This window comes from [Clostridium] symbiosum (assembly GCA_036419695.1).
Taxonomy (GTDB): Bacteria; Bacillota; Clostridia; order Lachnospirales; family Lachnospiraceae; genus Otoolea; species Otoolea symbiosa_A.
The window spans coordinates 417312-435468 of record CP143946.1 but is presented as its reverse complement, the minus strand read 5'-3'; the positions used below and the strand labels follow the sequence as shown (position 1 = coordinate 435468).

Sequence of the window (18157 nt, the reverse complement as noted above, 5' to 3'; positions counted from 1 at the left end):
GGGCTTACGCGTCCCGAAGGCAATTACCGGAGAATTCCGTATTGTTGAATTTTTCTTTGCAGGGTCTGCCTGGGTATATCAAGAATTTTGGCAGCCTCCGAGATATTGCCCCCGGTCACTTTCATTGTCCGGACAATAATGCTCTTCTCGTATTCATCGACCGCCTCTCGCAAAGAGGAGCAAAGGGTATTTCCCTCCTCCTTATTTTTCTTTGGAGTACTTGTCATTTCGTTGAATTTATCCTCTATATCCTCGAGCTTCAGCATATTGCTGTCCTCACCGACCATACTCATCCCGTAAACGATGATATGTTCCAGTTCCCGGACATTGCCCGGCCAGTCGTATTCTTCCAGCCTGGCTATCAGCTCCTTTGAAACATACTGTACCTTTTTATTAAATGTTCCATTGTGTTTGTTTACATAAAAATTGACAAAGTGTGCAATGTCCTTCTTCCGCTCCCGCAGCGGAGGAATTGTGATGGACATCATACTGAGCCTGTAGTAAATATCGCGTCGCAGATTGCCTTCCTCAATTGCTTTCAGCGGTTCGGTATTGATGGCTGCGATAATCTTTACGTCCACCGTCTTGATATCCCTCGCTCCCAGGCTTCTGAAATGCCCGTCCTGCAGAACGCGCAGCAGCTTGGACTGAAGATGGATCGGCATGGAGTTGATCTCGTCGAGAAACAACGTTCCTCCGTCCGCCAGTTCGAACAGTCCCTTATTTTCCGTAGCGCCCGTGAAAGCGCCCTTTGCCGTACCGAAAAGAATACTTTCAAGCAGCGTATCGGGAAGGGCCGCACAGTTCTGGGCGATAAAAGGTTTTCCCTTTCTCGCGCTGGTATTGTGGATCGCCTGGGCAAACACCTCCTTGCCCGTACCCGTCTCGCCGTATATCATAACAGGCAGATCACAGGCTGCCACAATTTTTATATACTCCCTGGCCTTCTGCATCTTTTCATCCATTGCGATAATATCACCGATTGTAAACGTCGCCGTATCGCGGCTGAGCAGTTTTCCCGAGCCGTTGATTGGAAAAAAGGCGGAGCTTAACTCAATCCGCTCCGAATTATCTGTCTCCACTGCATTTTCCTGCATGGACAGATCGATGGCGCCGACGATTCTCTTTCCGCTTTTAATTGGAATGGACAGAGAGGTGATCCGGATCTCTTCCTGCCCTTCGGCCTTCAGCGGCTGGTTTTCCACATAGACCGGCAGTCCCAGTTCCATGGCCTTGATGGTCGTACTCGTCTTTGGATCCAGATTCTCATAGACATCCAAAAACTTTTTTCCGACCAACTCATAATTTTCCTCCTGGCTGGAGAGCTTGTTGTTCAGCTTGGCAGTGAACAGAATCTCTCCTTCCAGGTTTATAATTGTAATACCGTCAATATATCCTTTTCCGTGGAACAGTTTTTCCATCAATTCCATAGTTTCCATCCCCCTCTGCTCTGTTTTCTCCGCCCTGTTTCCATAAAACGGTTAAAAAACACTTAAGAAAATAGTATCAGAGTTTGGATGGGATTACAATATATCAGATCCTCTGTTCCGTTTCATAAATCAGGCTTTGTCACGAGCCCTCCGCGCCCGGCAGCCCGGCCTTTAACTCTCTTCCCCTTCGGCAGGACGGTCTAACGGAAGCTTCAGCCACCACCATTTGAACACAATGTTGGCGATAATACAGGCCGCCAGTATCGCCAGATAGATACCGACGAACTTCCAATGGTTTCCATTTAGAAGCATCATCGGGCCTACGGACCAGGCGAACATCTCAATCGGCGTCGTAAACGGCGCGGCGAAAGCCGTATCGTTCAGGGTCTTGGACAGGTTGTCCGGATCCACGATACGAAGAAGAATAAATCCAATGGCAAATACGCCTGTGGAATAACCGAATACGAAGATGGAACGCTCGAACCAGCTTCCCCTGTTCATAGCTGGGCCGAAGAACATTAAGGTAATCACTACGATGACCATACCGCAGAGCAGCAGAAGCGCCAGCGGAGCTGCATATTTAATAATGACCGAAATCTTGATGGATGCAATACCAAAAAACACAAGATAGTCCGTGGCAGTTCCCGAGATTCGGCTGATCACGTTCTCATCTATGTATTTGCTGACTCCCACCTTCTTAAATGCAAGGAACATCGCGATGGCGATCAGGAAAGCGACCAGATAGGTCGGCAAGTCAAGACCTGTCACATTGAGGATCCATTTATTAAGAAGCATGCCCGCTCCGGAAGCCACGAGAAGAATGGCAAGATGCCAGGCCAGAGGATCTAATACCATGGAAGAAACGGTCTCATCACCCATGGATTTACGTTTTTCATTTGGGATCAGACCGGTTTTCAAATCACCGGAAATATACTGGAAGCTCTTAATATATTTTGTCCAGCCCTTCTTTGTGCCCATTTTGATAAAGAAAAGGCCGCCGAAGATACCGGAGAGAATTCCTACCGTGGCACAGGTCATGGCGATATCCATGGCATCCGGATCTCCCAGTCTCTGGAAGGTGGAACCAACTGCAGCCGCCGTTCCGTGCCCGCCTGAAAAACCGGCTGCCAGAAGCAGGCCGAAGCCATAATTGATATCCGGAAACAGTTTGGAAATTACGAGAATTGCAAACAGCGGAGCAAGGCTGAACTGGATAACCTGGGCCAGCACTTTATAGGAGAAGTAGGAACCGATTCGATCCACTTCCGATCGGAAATCATTTTTAGAAAATGAAAATCCGTTAATTCCAACTGCTGCGAAAATTACGATAATCAGCACACCTGCGTAGGAACCAATCCCTTCGGAAAACGGCAGGATATTCAGTCCTTGGCTTCCCAACGCCAATGCGATAAAACCGGCAATCATACTGGCCGGAACAAAGAATTTCTGTACTACTTTCACCTTTGCACGGATCAGCTGCCCGATCATAATAAACAGCGACGCTAACGCAAAATCAAGTAAAAAATCATTTACACTCATATAACCCTCCTGTATTCGTATTTACCGGCTCAGGAATTACCCCGCATTCCCGAGCCGTCTGTCTTCTGTATCAGGGTTCCCCCCAGAGATTCAGCTTTGTTCCAATTCCCTTTTCCAGTGCATTCCGGTAAATGGTATGGCCCCACGCCAAGTCCTCTATCGGCATCCCGTCCATGATAAATATCACTTTTTCCCTATCGTTAAGCCTGCCTTCCGCCTTGCCTGCCGCCACATCTCCCAGGCCTGTGATATCCTCCTTCCGGATTTTACCGCTCCAGACCAGATCCATCATGAATCCGCAGATGCCGCTCAAATTCTTTGCAAAACCGCCCGGGACATTTTTCAGTTCTTCCGCATATGCCTCGTACATCTCCCAGTTGTCAACCACAATACGCGAACTCTTCATCAGTGACTCACTGATATCCGCGCTGGCCGGCAGGGTCAGAAGAGCGCCCTCTCCAACCCATTCGTCTTCAATGCGGGGAGACACACTGCCCGATGTGGCCACATTGATCACATCGCTGCCTCTGACCGCCTCCTCCACAGAACCGGCCACCTTCACCGTCACGCCGTACTTCTCTTCCAGCTCTTTTGCATACCGGGAAGCGGCGTCCATATCAATGTCGCAGATGCGGATTTCCCGGATTGTTTTCAGGACGTCCATCAGGGAATCCAGGCATGCTCTTCCTATCACGCCGATACCGATGGCGCTCAGCACCTGTGCCTGGTTTTTCGCAAAGTATTTAGCTCCCACAGCCGGGATGGCCCCGGTCCGCGCCGCGCTCAGGGCGTTTGCGGACATAATGGCAATGGGCGCTCCCGTATCGGGGTCATTAAGCACCGTGGTCAGAATCGAGCGGGGAAGTCCTTTTTCCCGGTTGGCAAGATTGGAACCGTACCATTTCTCGCCGCAGACATGGAAACGGCCGCCGAGATAAGCCACCAGGGCCATAAATCTCCGATCCGGCCCCTTTACCGGCATTCCCGGAAACTGCGTCTCCTTTGGGAAATAAATTTTAATTCCATGGGAGTTATGATTTGGGGCACCCATCAGATAATCTCCCTGTCCCAGAAGATCAAATACTTCATCCATTACCTGTATGCAGGTATGTACATCATTGGCCCCCGCCTCCACGGCTTCGGCCTCCGTCAGAAATAAAAAGTCCAGATTATGATTCATGCCCGTATCCTCCTGTAAGTTCCTTAGAGTTTAATAAAGTTATCGGATTTCGTACTGGTTGCCGCCGGAGCCGGATCCAGTTTTTTATCTGCAATATTTAAAATGTCTTCCGGACGGATCCACGGTCTTCCCTGGATGGCGCTGGTTTCCTCATGTGTCAGGTAGCCCTTGTATGCGGTAAGGCTTCTTCTCAGGAAGCCGTCCCTTGCACAAGCCTCGGCTACTCCGTTGTTCATAATGCTCCTGAAGTGTGGAAGCACGGAAGCAGCGTATGCAATGGAGGTGGACTGTGAAATGGCTCCCGGGATGTTGCTTACGCAGTAATGTACAACTCCCTCTTCAATATAACGCGGATCGGCATGGGTTGTCTCATGGAATGTCTCAATGGCTCCCACGTCATTGCTGATGTCAACAATAACGGAACCTCTCTCCATGGAACGCACCATCTCGCGGTCGATCAGGAACTCTTTTGCCGTTTTCGGCCATTTAACACAGTTATAAACAACATCAACTTCAGGAAGAAGTTTCTTAATATTATAACGGTTGGAAATCTGAGTGTTTACTTCCTCATTAAACTGTTTTCCGATATCACGGAGTGTTCCGATATTGATATCCATTACGGTTACCCAGGCTCCCAGGGAATGAAGAACGGAAGCAACGGATTTACCAACAATGCCGCCGCCAAGAACCAGCGCCTTGATGCCGGGCGCTCCACCCAGGCCGTTAACGAATTTACCCTTACCGCCGTTGATGGCCAGAAGTGATTCCAGTCCCATCAAAGCTCCCTGCTTGCCTGCCGCCTCACAGTTCGGTGAGCCGTAGCGGTGGGAATCCTCTGCGGTGAAAGCGATACATTTGCTGTCCAGGATTGCCTGAACCTCTTCGCGGTGGGCTGCCGGATGGATACAGGTAAACACGATCTGGTTCTCGCGGAGCAGGCCGTATTCACACGGTTCAAATTCTTTTACCTTGGCAACGAAATCACATTCCTTATAAATCTCTTCCTTTGTATCAACCAGCTTTGCTCCCTCGGCAGCATAAGCTTCATCACTGAAACCGGAACCTTCGCCTGCGCCCTTCTGCACATAAACCTCATGTCCATCCATTGCAATCATACTTACCTCTGCAGGTGTGGCAATCACACGGTACTCCCCAACTTTGATATCCTTCAGTACTCCAAACTTCATGTTCCTTCCTCCATTTTATATAATTTTATTTTCCAGTGAAATGAAAAGCAGAATTCCATTATCACCGTTTTTTCTGCGGGTGTCCGCAGTTCTTTTCTTTACATTTATATAATAAGCAACTTGCGTGCCAACTTTTCAAGGGTGATGAAAAAGTGGTGTAAACGTTGTAAAATGGGGGTTTTTCCCTTCGCCAGAAATTTGGATACTTACGGGTGCTCATTTTTGAGCAAATAAATCGCCCGTTTATGGGCAATATGTGCCCGAAAATGAGCGCTTGTATTTTAAAAAGAGACGCCGGATTTTGTTTCCAGCGCCTCTTTTTTATTTATAAATAGTTCATTCTCACCCGTTCACACTCTGTTTCCTCCTAATAGCCAAACGACTTGCTGTCACGCCGGAAGTCCGATCCCCCGTACAGTTTTCCGTCCTCGCCATAATATACTGCATTGGCGTTTCCAAAATACTTATCTATATCCTCTTTCTTGTCCACCTCGTATCCCATTTCTATGAGTTCTTTAATTACAGTATCATCAATCCTGCCTTCATAAGCAACGGCACCGGTCGCTGTGTTAAATATTCTTGGGGCATTGATAGCCTCCTGAATTGTCATGCCATGGTCAATTACATTGCTGATAATCTGTGTCACTGTTGTGATAATTCTGGTCGCTCCCGGCGTCCCGAGAACCATGAACGGCGTCCCGTCTTCCTTCAATACTACCGTAGGACTCATGGAGGATAACGGAGTTTTTCCCGGTGCTATAGCATTTGGTGAATCCGGATCTGCCGAGAAATCGTCCATCTCATTGTTAAAAATAAATCCGTATTCATTCATTGCCACTCCGGACGGGTAATTGTGTGTCTGTGTAACCGCGACCATATTCCCGGCCTTGTCCGCTACTGAAAAATGGGTTGTATCCTTGTGCTCATAGGTCCATGGGTTTACTTCTTCATAAACAGTGGCCTTGTCCGGCCGAATCTGCTCCGCCTGCTTTTTCGCATACTCTTTGTTTGTCAGGCCGCCGATTGGTACATCCACATACTCGGGATCTCCCATATATAATGCCCTGTCGTTGAAAGCGATCTTAAATGCCTCCGCAAGATAATGAAGATTCTCGGCAGAATTATGTTCCATTGAGGCAATATCAAAGTTTTCCAGGACATTTAAAGCTTCTACGACATGAGTGCCTCCGGAAGATGGCAGTGGAGATGAAATAATCTGATATCCACGGTATGTGCCTCTGACCGGTTCCATTTCTTTAACGGTGTAATTCTCAAAATCCTCTACCGTAAAGACTCCGCCGTATTTATTTATTCTGTCCACCATAGCCTGAGCCATAGGTCCTTTATAAAATGCATCTTTGCCTTCCGCCGCAATCTTTTTCAATGTTTTAGCCAGGGCCGGTGTTTTGAACAGTTCACCCACCTCATAGGTCATTCCATCTTCTTTTAAATAGATATCACCGAACTCAGGATAATCTAACATCCACCCATAGTAATCCTTCCACACTTCCGCCAGGTTGGGCGCTACATAAAAACCTTCCTCGGCCAACTTAATTGCGGGCTGCATGACCTCTTCCCAGGTGACATTCCCGGATCCGTATTTTTCAAATGCGTAGCTGAGACCTGCTACCTCTCCCGGTACCCCGACTGACTTTCCGCCGATAGCCTTCTGGTTGCCGATGACATTGCCCTCACTGTCTTTTGGCCACATCTCCGGCGTTGCGGCCTGAGGCGCTCTCTCACGAAAATCCAGGAAAACAACCTCGCCGTCCTCGCTGTGAATAGTCATAAATCCTCCGGCTCCCAGGCCCGAGTAATTGCATTCCACTACACCCAGGGCAAAACCGACTGCAACCGCCGCGTCCACAGCATTGCCGCCGGCTTTCAGGATATCCACACCGGCCTGGGACGCTTCCACCTTTGCCGAGGCAATCATGGCATTTTCGCCCGTCGCGTCTCTGCCCTCCATATTCACCTGGCCTTCTTCGTCCCAAAGGTACCAGCCGTTTCCATCCGTAACCCGGCCCGTTTCCACTCCGCCCTGTACTTCTGCCTGACTTTCCGTCTCAGCAGCTTCACTGGTTTTGACCTCACTGGCTTGGGCTTCACTGGACGGCACCGCCGTCTCCTGCGGTTTTGGCGCCGAACAGCCGGCCAGCGATACCGCCGCCATTACTGCAGCCAGAGATAATGCTGTCAGCCTTCTTCTCATACTTTTTCCTCCTTCTCCTGTACCATAAAAACAACGGGTGATATATAACCCCATAATATCCCGCCGGTCCTGCAGTGTCTACTTTTTCTCATTTTTCTCTCAGATTTTATTGTAGTTTTATGTATGTTATCAATAAAATTTAATTTTTAAGATATTATTTTCTTTAAAATTTTAAATTGTTTTTCCTTTTTATTATTTATTACTCAAAAAAAGAGCGTCCTGTCGGATAGATTATCCGAAGAACGCTCTCAATCTTAAATTCTATTTCATTGCCTTATCACCACTCGAAATCCTGCCGCCATTAATTCAGATACTCGCCCAGCTTATGTCCGCCTGTTGTCAGCTCCTCATAAGTCGGCAGTCCTGTCATAATAATCTCGCCCTTTTCACTTCCGTACACCTCGGTAAAGGCTTTCATATATTCCGTACAGCCCTGCAGATGTCTACCGACACGCAGTTCCAGAGGAACGCCGTTCTCGTCGTAGGGGATGTAAAGGTAGCCGAGTTTGGAGGCCTTCATGTAGCAGTTATCCTTACCTGTCAAGATCAGGTTTTCATCAATCTTACCGTGTAAACGGCCCTGTGCCGGGTTTCCTGTCTCCATCAACAGAGCAAGGGTGCCCGTATGATCGCCCAGCTCACGGTGAGTTAAACCATGGAGCGAAACAGGTGATGGCTCAAGGGACATATTAATCCCCGCCATCTGCAGTTCCAGGATACCCATGGACGCCATATCCATCGCTCTCTCATGGGCTACGGTTGCATTGATTGTAGGATACTCAGGGGATGCTTCATGAAGGTCCATCTCCATATCAATATTAAGGGTATTAATCATGTTAGTAATTGCATACGCAATCTGCTCCGTCAGGGTGCCATCCTCTACACCAGGATAGGCGCGGTTGATGTTACGCATCTCACTTCCGGACAGAGTCTGCCCCGATGAATGAGTGTATACATCCGGATCAGGCCACTGGTCAATCGGGTTGGAGGCACGGGAGCCGTATACAAACTGGCGTCTTCCGCTCTCCGTCTCAATGTGGAAGAAATGCGGCGAGCCCTCCTGCGGGTCATTGTGGGTAAATGCGCTGTTGTCGGTTCTCGGAATTACATAAACGGTTCCGGCTTCCACTTTACCGCTCTCAACAATTGTAACGGCCGCCATATGGCCGGACGGCTCATTCGGGTGGGTTCCGCCGAGTACAAGGAAAGAACCGCCCTCTTTTTCACCCTGCATCACGTAAACCGTCGTGTCGCCGAAGGTGCCTTTTAAATTTGCATTATAATCACTTAACTGGAAAGTGGATGTCACTCCCTCACCCGGGATAATCACTTCCTGGTAATGTCTGAAATCGTAAAAATCTTTTCCCGCAACCACTGCAACGGCAATACTTGCCACAGCGCAGACTGCCGTAACGAGATTTTTATGTGTCTTAAAAAATTCCATTTTCAGTCCTCCTTATTTAATCATCAGGACGCGCAGTAAAAGAGGTACCATTACCATACAAGCGTTCACCTTCATTGACGGAGCATCTTCTTTGTACATATCAATAGCTGTAAATACAAGGAATAAAAGCGCTATGGCTCTGTAAATCAATGTAATCATATCTGTATCCCCCTTTTAGAACAACGCTGCAAGCGATTTTGAGAAGTAGATGAATGCCATTCCGTAGACAAGCATTACTGCCATCGGAACCATACATCTCTTCAGAACCTTCACGTAGTTTTCCACGCCCGTAATCTTGGCCGCAAAAAGACCTGCCAGAGCGGTCGGCGGCATCATGTCGCCCAGGGCTGCGATGAAGGACAGAGCTGCAATTGTAAATACGGTATCCATATTCAGGAATGCCAGAGCAAACGGCACGCCGAGTACGGAGGAAGCGCCAAAGGATGAAACGGCGCCGAATAACGGGATGGATACGCCGGCTGCCAGCAGACGCAGATTCTCAGGAAGTCCAAGGCAGGTCATAACGATAAATCCGCGCACACCTGTCAGTGTCATTACCTGGATAAACATACCTACACCCATCAGGATACCCATAACGGGAAGGGAGCTGTGAAGCGCCTCCTGAATGGTTTCCACCGGGTTAACCTTGCGTCCCGTGAACAGGCCGACCGCTGCGCTGACTAAGAACATCAGAGGCATGCCGATATCCGGAATCACTTTGAAAATCTTTGTGAGCATCATCAGAATAACCAACACGAACAGCGGGATATAAACACGGAATCCGTATTTCTCAGCCACCTCTTTGTTCAGATGGGGCTCCATTTTTTCGTAATCCATGTTCTTTGCCTGTTTCAGTCCCAGGAATAACGCTGAGAAGATAGCCACCGGAATGGTCAGGAGCAGAAGGGGAATGCCGAATCCTACGAAGGGAACGTCAATTCCGCCGCCGATGATCATGGCCGGAAGGTTAACAGGAGGTGCAATCATGCCCAGCAGTCCGCCCATTGCGATGAGAGCCGCTGCTGTTACCGTATCGAGTCCCATAATCAGAAGAACCGGAGCCATGATACTTCCTGCGGACAGAACGGCCGCTGTGGAAGAACCGGTAATCATACCCGGGAACATGATAACCGCCATGATAAGGATCAGCAGAATCGCCGGATGTTTGTGGAACTTTTTAATAATCACAGCGCTCAGTGCATCCAGAGTGCCCGATTTTTCAACCACCTTCATAAATACCATGGCAGTTGCGATAACAAGAATTGTGTCAATATAAGAGAAGGTACCTTCTACGAGATGCCGGATCGGAAGTCCCTCCCCGGCTACCAGACAGCCGCCGATAGCTGAAAGCATCATAGACACACCTACAGGAAGTTTTGCCAGGAAGCAGCCAACCATGAAGATGCCGATCATTGCAACGAAAATTATAAATTCGTGAGTCACTTTTTACTCCTTTCTGTCCCCTTGTAAAATTAAGGGGCCGCTTTACTGCGGCCCCGTTTGACAGACTTTACATTATTTACCGAAAATTGTCTTGAGAGGCTCTACTGCTCCAACCTGGTTATCAATGAAAGCAGCTGGAATTCCATTTTCTGTAACGATTCCCTTCATCAGGCCGTCGCTGTCGCCTTCAGATACAATGATAGCCGCATCTGATGCCGCCAGGGCGTCCGGAATGAATTTGTCCGATAAGGTACCGCGTCTTGCGCTGCCACCGATGTGAAGGGAAATGATTGTCATCCCCTGCTCTTTGGCTTTTGCAATAACGCCTTTCACACGGTCTAACTCCTGGTTCTCATCAACGCCTGCCGCGCCGAGTCCCTTGGAACTTCCTCCGATAGCCAGCACCAGTGTCTTGTAGCTTCCTAAATCATCTGCTGTAACAGTTGAGTTTAAGTCGGTCTCGATCTCACACTTTTTCATCAGAGTCTGGACTACATTTACATCGGCGCTCTGTCCTACGCTTGTGAGGACGATTGGGCCTTCTGCGATGGCTTCCGTGATCTCTTTTACGTCTCCGGATGCTGCCGCTTCACCACCTGCCGCAGGGGTCTCCTGTGCTGCCGGAGCCTGAGTTGCCGCCGTGCTGCTTCCGCCGCCGCAGGCCGTAAGGGAACCTGCCGCCATAGAAAGGCATAATGCTGCGATTGCTAATCTCTTCTTCATTTTCATATCTCCTTATTCTCTGTGTTTTTAACCTTTATTTTCCGTTTTCCAATTATTAATAACCGAGTGCTTTACCGTCACGCCTTGGGTCGGCGCCGCCTAACAGTGTTCCGTCCTCACCGTACATAACAGCGTTTACAGAACCGAAGGTACGGTTGAATTCTTCGTTCGGCTCTACCGTATTGCCAAGTTCCTCCAGCTTCTTGATGGAGTCTGCATTCAGACGCGTCTCATACTGAATTGCGCTTGTGGCATTGTTGTAGAGACGTGGAGCGTCGATTGCCTCCTGCATTGTCATGTCAAAGTCAACTACGTTACTGATAATCTGCGCTACCGTTGTGATAATCTTTGTTGCACCCGGGGAGCCCAGTACCATGAACGGTGAGCCGTCTTCTTTCAGGACAATGGTCGGGCTCATGGAGCTTAACGGCACCTTTCCGCCTGCAATTGCATTTGGCGATTCAGGATTTGCGGAGAAATCATCCATCTCGTTGTTTAATACAAAGCCGTATCCGTCCGGAATAATCTTTGCTCCGAAGAGGCCGTTTACAGTCTGTGTTACGGAAACCATGTTTCCCTGCGCGTCTGCCACTGAGAAGTGTGTGGTATCCTCATGCTCATACTGCCATGGGCTGATCTGCTCATATTTGCTTGCAACGGCCGGGTCAATCTGTGCAGCCAGTTCTTTTGCACGTTTTTTAGAAAGAATTCCGTTGACAGGAACATCTACGTAGTCAGGGTCACCCATGAATTCTTCACGGTCGTGGAAGCACATTTTAAATGCCTCGGTCATAACATGAAGCTTCTCAGGGGAATCAAATCCCATGGATGCAATATCAAAGTTTTCCATGATATTCAGGGCTTCGATTACATGTGTGCCGCCTGAAGACGGAAGCGGGGAGGAAATAATCTTATATCCGCGGTATGTACCGGTTACAGGTTCCATAACCTTAACCTCATAGTCGGCCAGATCCTGCATTGTGAACAGACCGCCGTACTTATTAACCGTGTCAACCATCTTCTGTGCGATTGCGCCTGTGTAGAATGCCTCTGCGCCGCCTTCGGAGATGGCTTTCAGTGTCTTTGCCAGATTCGGGTTTTTGAATGTATCTCCAACCTGATAGTTTAATCCGTCCTCGTTCAGGTAAACATTACCGAACTCAGGATAATTTACCATGGCGTCGTAGGAACCGAACATATCATTGTAAAGTGTCGGTGTTACGATGTAACCTTCCTCGGCCAGTTTAATGGACGGCGCAATCACATCTGCCCATGTCACGTTGCCGGAACCGTATTTCTCAAATGCATATTCCATTCCTTTTACATTTCCAGGAATGCCGACTGACTTTCCGCCGATGGACTTCTGGTTGCCGATTACATTTCCTTCGGCATCCACCTGCCACATATCCGGTGTTGCCGCCGCCGGTGCTTTTTCACGGAAATTTACGAAAACATCTTCTCCGTCGGCGCTGTGGATTGTCATGAATCCGCCTCCGCCGATACCGGAAGAGTTAGGCTCCGTAACGCCCAGTGCGAAAGATACGGCTACTGCTGCGTCAACCGCGTTTCCGCCTGCTTTCAGAACTTCAAGCCCTGCTTTGGATGCCTCATATTTACCGGATGAAACAACGGCTGTCTTTCCTTCCGCCCCTCTGCCTTCCAGGGTCAGATTACCGTTTTCATCCCAGAGGTACCATCCCTCTCCATCAGTCACACGGTTTCCGGCAGAAGCTGCTTCACCTTCTTCGGTTCCTGTCGTCTCGGCCGCTGATTCCGCCGGTTTTGTCTCTGCTGCGCTTTCGGCCTGGGTCGAAGCTGTCTGGCCGCCGGAGCATCCTGTCATGACCGCCATCAGGGCTGCCATTGAGAGGGCAATAAGTTTTTTAGACTTTCTCATAAATTTCCTCCTTTTCCTGTTCCCATTAAAAAGTTGATAAGGTTATGATAACCATGCGAAACTGTTTTGTCTATTTTTTCCCATTTTTCTCGCAAACGGGGGAGAAATTTGTTCAAGATTTACTTTTAGTTGATTGGGAGGACGCGGGGGGGCTTGTGGGGGCGTACCTCTCTTTCTTTTTTTCTCATATTTCTCTCTGCCGGTTTGGGCGGTTCTTTTTGATTTTTGGGGATTTTGCTGATATGATGGAAGGAATAGGGGATGTAATGTGGCAGGGGGTGTGATGATGGGGGTTTTTGTTGGATTTTTTACGGTGATGATTTTGTATTTTGTGATTGAAAACAGGATTAACCGCGCTTGTCTGGCTTCTTTTAAGGCTGTGATTCATGTGAATGGAATTCGGGGGAAAACTTCTACCTGCCGGTATATTGACGCTGCGTTGAGGAGCCGGTATAAGGTTTTTACGAAGACGACCGGCACTGATGCGATGATGATTCATGCGGATGGGCGGGAGACTCCCGTCAGGCGGCTGGGGCCTGCCAATATTCATGAACAGCTCCGTATTATCCGCCTGGCCCGCAGGGAAGGGGCGGAGGTCCTTGTCCTGGAATGTATGGCCGTTAACCCGGAGCTTCAGAAGATTGCTCAGGAACAGATCGTGAGAAGTAATATTACGGTGATTACCAATGTCCGTTATGATCATATTTTTGAAATGGGGGATTCTCTGGAAGAGATAGCTGCTTCACTGTCCTCGACGATTCCGGAACACGGGACGCTCTATACGGCCGATCGGAATGCCGCCGCCATGTTTGAGGAAAAGTGTAAAGAACGTGACTGCCGGCTTGTCTTCTGTCCTTCCGGTTGCGTGGCGGAGGAGAATATCTCGATTGCCAGGGAAGTTTCCGCCTCTCTCGGAGTGACAGAAGAAGAATTTGCAAAGAGCCTTTCCAATGTGAAAGAAGACTTCGGGACGAAGCGGATTTACCCGATAGCAAACAGGAACGGGGAGGTTTTCCACTTTCTCAACCTTTTTTCCGCCAATGATCCACAATCCACCAGAAATAATGTGGAGGACGCGGGAAATGGATATTCCGGTATCTATTTTCTCTATAACCACAGAGAAGACAGACCCGACCGCGCCCTCCTGTTTGCCCGGTATTTTTTTCCGCACTATAAAAATTCTCCTGTATTCCTGACCGGAAAAGGTGCCTTTCTTCCAAAGCGCCTTTTCTCCAAAGCCGGGCTGACCGATCTCAGGGTGACTCCCAATTACAAAGACTGCCTTGATTTACCGGCCGGATCCCTGCTCATCGGGATCGGCAATATTAAAGGGCCCGGATACGAGATGATAAAATCACTGGAAGAACAATCTTTAGAAGAGCGAGGTAGCCGCAATGAATGATATCCTTCTTTTGGGAATCTTTTTAAGTCTGCTGTTCACGGAACTGACCGACCTGTCTCCCGGCGGAATCATTGTTCCCGCCTATTTTGCCATGTATGCCTATGACTGGAAACGGCTGCTCGGAACGGTAATCCTCTCCCTTCTGTGCATGGTCATCGTCCACTTCATGTCCAAATATATGATTCTGTACGGTCGGAGGCGCTATGCCGTCTATGTTATGACCGGAGTTCTGCTCAAGTTTTTGTTTGGTTTCCTGGGCGCCGGAGCCGCCTTTTCAATTGGCAGCCTCATTCCCGGTATCCTGGGCCGTGACATGGAGAAGCAGGGCGTTCCAAAGACGCTGACAGGGCTTGGCATCGTGACGCTGCTGACGCGCCTGATCTACATAATCGTTAGATAGCCTTTACAGGCATCCCAAACATGCGAGGTAGTTTAATGAAACTGAAACAATACTGGCGTTTCCTGATCGTATTCTTCTTTCTTCTCTGTTCCCTTCTCCTCCTGGAACAGACGAAAACACTGACCAAAAAAGAGAACGCGGCCATGATGCTGGACGCTTCAACCCGGATGGAACGTGCGCTGTCTGCCCTGAAGGAAGAAAAGCAGAACCGCGGATATAAGATTTCACCCATCGACGACCCGAACGCCACCGGTATGATCGGGGAATCTTACACGGAAATCACGACCACTCTCGGCAGCCTGGAATCCAAGCGCTCGACGACAAATCCCAATACCGCCGCCATGGTGGTGGATATGCTGACGCAGTGCGGCGTGAAACAGGGCGATACCGTTGCGGTAAACCTGTCCTCATCCTTTCCCTGCTTAAACATCGCCGTTCTCTGTGCGCTGGACGCCATGGGGCTCAAAGGCTCCGTCATGAATTCGGTGGGCGCGTCCACCTACGGGGCGAACCTGCCCGATTTTACCTATCTGGACATGGAACATTTTCTGCTGGAGCATCAGTACCTGTCAAACCATTCCTCCTGTTTTTCCCTGGGAGGACAGGACGACATCGGCAGGGAGATGCCGCAGGACGTAAAGGATTCCATTACGGCCCGTCTGTCCGGCTATGGTTACCGGTTCCTGTATTACGAAGATCTGGAGGAAAATATAAACGCCCGGCTGTCCATCTATGAGGACGGGGGGGAACCTGCCTGCTTTATCAACGCCGGGGGCAATCTCATGTCCTTTGGAGGCGGAACCGAGATGGTTACCGCAGCAAACGGTATCATAAGCCCCGGCAGAACTGAGGTAAAAGGTCACGGTCTGATTCCTCTTTTCCTGAATAGAGGAGTCCCGGTTATTCACCTTCTGAATATGAAGGGCCTGCTGCCATCCTACGGTCTTCCCTTTGACCCCTCACCGGTTCCGGCCGCAGGAGAAGGCGGCGTTTATGAAACATGGCGGTATAACCTGCCCCTGGCATCCGCTCTCGCGGCCGTCGGCCTGCTTCTGCTTGTCTGGGCGGCAAAACATTATCCCCACAGAAAAATCCCCCTGTAGCTTCCGCTACGGGGGATAACCCATTAAATCCATCTGTACAACGTCCTCGGGCGGCCCATGTCACCATAGGAATACTGCTGTTCCACCCTGCCTTCTTTTACCAGATATTGCAAATAGCGGTACAGGGTCTTCTTCTTAATCTGCGTAATGTCCTCCAGCATATCGATATCCAGAAACTCCGTGATCCCCTTCATCTGATTTTCAATCTTCTGAAGCGTCATCTTGCTGATTCCCTTGTCGTAACTCTCATAATACTGGCTTTTCTCGTGATACTGGAGATGAACCTTGATTCTGGAAATCAGATCCACCGCCTTAACCGGCTTCAGGGAATAGTCATTTGCTCCGGCATTCATAAACCTGGACACGATATGCTCTTCCTCCTCGATTGTCAGAACGATAATCGGAACCTTGGGCAGTTTTTTCCGTATTTCCTTCACTGCGGATATCCCATCTACCCCCGGCATATGGTAATCCACCAGGATCAGATCTATCTTTTCTTTCTTTATGTATTTCTCCGCCTCCTCATATCCGGCGGCCAGCAGAGGCCTCCATCCCTGAAAATTAAAAATCTGTTCCAAAGTATAGAGGATGTCCCTGTTATCGTCAATTGCCAGAATTGTTTTCATACTCTCCATTTGGCTGCTCCCCCTTCCGTAAACAAATCACCACTTTCGTGTAGCGTCCCTTTTCACTTTCAACCCGCACTTCGCCCTTATGGTTCTCGATTACCTGTCTGACAAAGGGAAGTCCCAGTCCGGTGGACTGTTTTTCCGAATATCCGAGTTCCCAGATATGATCCATCTTCCACGGCTCGATGCCTGTCCCGTTATCGGCCACTGTGATGCAGACAAACTCCTCCTGTTCCTCCACGGTGAGACGGATCTTTCCCGTTTCCTTGTTCACCGCGTTGTAAGCATTGGTAATCAGATTGATTACCGCTCTGGACAGGCGGATTTTATTCCCCGTTATCACGGTTTCCGGACAGCCTATCTCATACTCCAGCATTTCCCTCGGCACCTGAATGGATACCTGGGCTAAAACCATTTTCATCAGTTCCTCCACCTTCATCGGTGAGTGCCTGTTTTCGTACAGAATTTCCGAAATCATCATGCTCATCGAAGTCAGGGAGGAGGAAATCTTCTTGAAATACTCCTGTATCAGTCCATCTTTCTCCATCATCTCAGCAAGACTGACCAGCCCCTGGACAATGGTGAGAGGTGTTTTTAAATCGTGGACAAGGCTCTGGACCTCGCTTGAGTTTCTCATCTTCAAAGCCTCTATCTGGGTATGGTACAGCTCTTTTTCCACCTGTCTCGTCTTCTCATTGGAGATTTTCAGCTTATGTTCCTTATAGAGCAGCTGCACCTGAATCAGCGATGTATACAGAAAAGAGAGGAACATGCTTAACGCGAAAACGGTGAGCAGATTCTTCTCCTCCATAATTCCGGCTGCGATCTTCACATCCATGGAAATTTCGCCGCGGCCGAACCCATAATCGGATAAATGCGGTATTACATCCAGCCACTGGATGCTCATCAGCAGAGAGGCTACAATCAGCAGCTTATTAAGCATACTGACGGAAAACAGATTCATATAGGACAGCAGAAGCACAAAACCAATCAGAATAAGAGCCGGTATGCCAAGATCATACCGGATACCGTATATCCTGTAAATTACATCGTAAATCAGCACGATCAAAGACAGCGTAAAGACAACATTAAATGCAAAACGCTTTTTCCCGTACAAGTACACATGCACCGATTCATTAATCAGGAATGCCCCCAGATAGTGGGGAACCGCACGGATTACATTCATCATAACGAGTTTAAGAGCCGCGATTATCAGGTAACTGGCCCTGTCGTTCATCATTCCAGCACGGAGTGATTCGTATATGCCAAGCTGCTCCTCCATGATAATCGCGGGTCCCACCACCCCCAGAAGAGCCAGGACGCAGCCCTGGATAAATAACTTCGAATTATACTGAATTCCCACTTTCTTTTCCATACCCATCCCCGCCTCTATTCACACACATCGGTCCGACGCCTCTCCCCCAACAGAAGCATCTCTTGCTGATAGTATATAATATTGCCGGTCTTTTTTCAATTCCTATACAAAAAGCCCTGTTACTGTTCACTCCGGGTCCAGTAACACGCTGTGCGAAAATACTACCGGAGAACAGTAACAAAGCCCTGCCGTA

At 49.0% G+C, this 18157-nt stretch carries 15 protein-coding genes; 3 read left to right on the top strand and 12 right to left on the bottom strand.

Annotation, left to right across the window (positions count from 1 at the left end; all coding sequences use genetic code 11):
- Positions 1 to 23: 23 nt before the first annotated feature.
- From V3C10_02040 to ggt (V3C10_01995), 10 genes are all read right to left on the bottom strand, one after another.
- Positions 24 to 1430: a sigma 54-interacting transcriptional regulator gene (locus V3C10_02040; GenBank protein ID WVP62622.1), complete on the bottom strand. Its 1407-nt coding sequence runs from the start codon at positions 1428 to 1430 to the stop codon at positions 24 to 26.
- Between the two features lie 171 nt (positions 1431 to 1601).
- Positions 1602 to 2969 carry a sodium/glutamate symporter gene (locus V3C10_02035; protein ID WVP62621.1) on the bottom strand — a complete coding sequence of 456 codons (1368 nt, stop codon included), beginning with the start codon at positions 2967 to 2969 and terminating at the stop codon, positions 1602 to 1604.
- A gap of 70 nt (positions 2970 to 3039) precedes the next feature.
- A complete protein-coding gene (locus V3C10_02030; GenBank protein ID WVP62620.1) occupies positions 3040 to 4149 on the bottom strand; it encodes a tyramine oxidase subunit B in 1110 nt (369 codons plus the stop codon).
- A 23-nt stretch (positions 4150 to 4172) separates the two neighbouring features.
- Positions 4173 to 5336: an NAD-binding protein gene (locus tag V3C10_02025; protein WVP62619.1), complete on the bottom strand. Its 1164-nt coding sequence runs from the start codon at positions 5334 to 5336 to the stop codon at positions 4173 to 4175.
- A gap of 367 nt (positions 5337 to 5703) precedes the next feature.
- Complete coding sequence (gene ggt, locus V3C10_02020) at positions 5704 to 7548, bottom strand: gamma-glutamyltransferase (protein ID WVP62618.1); 1845 nt, start codon at positions 7546 to 7548, stop codon at positions 5704 to 5706.
- Between the two features lie 301 nt (positions 7549 to 7849).
- Positions 7850 to 8992 (bottom strand): succinylglutamate desuccinylase, encoded by a 1143-nt coding sequence (locus tag V3C10_02015; protein WVP62617.1) that lies wholly within the window; start codon positions 8990 to 8992, stop codon positions 7850 to 7852.
- A gap of 12 nt (positions 8993 to 9004) precedes the next feature.
- Positions 9005 to 9151 (bottom strand): hypothetical protein, encoded by a 147-nt coding sequence (locus tag V3C10_02010; protein WVP62616.1) that lies wholly within the window; start codon positions 9149 to 9151, stop codon positions 9005 to 9007.
- A gap of 15 nt (positions 9152 to 9166) precedes the next feature.
- Positions 9167 to 10435, bottom strand: a complete 1269-nt coding sequence (locus V3C10_02005) for a TRAP transporter large permease subunit (protein WVP62615.1) — start codon at positions 10433 to 10435, stop codon at positions 9167 to 9169.
- A 72-nt stretch (positions 10436 to 10507) separates the two neighbouring features.
- Positions 10508 to 11158, bottom strand: coding sequence for a DUF6305 family protein (locus V3C10_02000; GenBank protein ID WVP62614.1), 651 nt, complete (start codon positions 11156 to 11158; stop codon positions 10508 to 10510).
- 55 nt (positions 11159 to 11213) lie between these two features.
- Positions 11214 to 13055 (bottom strand): gamma-glutamyltransferase, encoded by a 1842-nt coding sequence (gene ggt / locus V3C10_01995; GenBank protein WVP62613.1) that lies wholly within the window; start codon positions 13053 to 13055, stop codon positions 11214 to 11216.
- Between the two features lie 283 nt (positions 13056 to 13338).
- Between ggt (V3C10_01995) and pgsB the strand changes: the two genes are divergently transcribed.
- The 3 genes from pgsB to pgsW are packed head-to-tail and all read left to right on the top strand — an operon-like array spanning position 13339 to position 15960.
- Positions 13339 to 14457: a poly-gamma-glutamate synthase PgsB gene (pgsB, locus tag V3C10_01990; GenBank protein WVP62612.1), complete on the top strand. Its 1119-nt coding sequence runs from the start codon at positions 13339 to 13341 to the stop codon at positions 14455 to 14457.
- Positions 14450 to 14857, top strand: a complete 408-nt coding sequence (gene pgsC / locus V3C10_01985) for a poly-gamma-glutamate biosynthesis protein PgsC (GenBank protein ID WVP62611.1) — start codon at positions 14450 to 14452, stop codon at positions 14855 to 14857. The genes pgsB and pgsC overlap by 8 nt, the downstream gene beginning before the upstream one ends.
- 35 nt (positions 14858 to 14892) lie before the next feature.
- The gene (pgsW, locus tag V3C10_01980) at positions 14893 to 15960 is read left to right on the top strand and encodes a poly-gamma-glutamate system protein (GenBank protein WVP62610.1); all 1068 of its coding nucleotides are present in this window, start codon (positions 14893 to 14895) and stop codon (positions 15958 to 15960) included.
- Between the two features lie 23 nt (positions 15961 to 15983).
- Here the strand turns inward: pgsW and V3C10_01975 are convergent, their stop codons facing one another.
- Positions 15984 to 16595 (bottom strand): response regulator, encoded by a 612-nt coding sequence (locus V3C10_01975; protein ID WVP62609.1) that lies wholly within the window; start codon positions 16593 to 16595, stop codon positions 15984 to 15986.
- On the bottom strand, positions 16564 to 17964 hold the full coding sequence (locus V3C10_01970; GenBank protein ID WVP62608.1) for a HAMP domain-containing sensor histidine kinase: 1401 nt from the start codon (positions 17962 to 17964) through the stop codon (positions 16564 to 16566). The genes V3C10_01975 and V3C10_01970 overlap by 32 nt, the downstream gene beginning before the upstream one ends.
- Between the last annotated feature and the right edge of the window lie 193 nt (positions 17965 to 18157).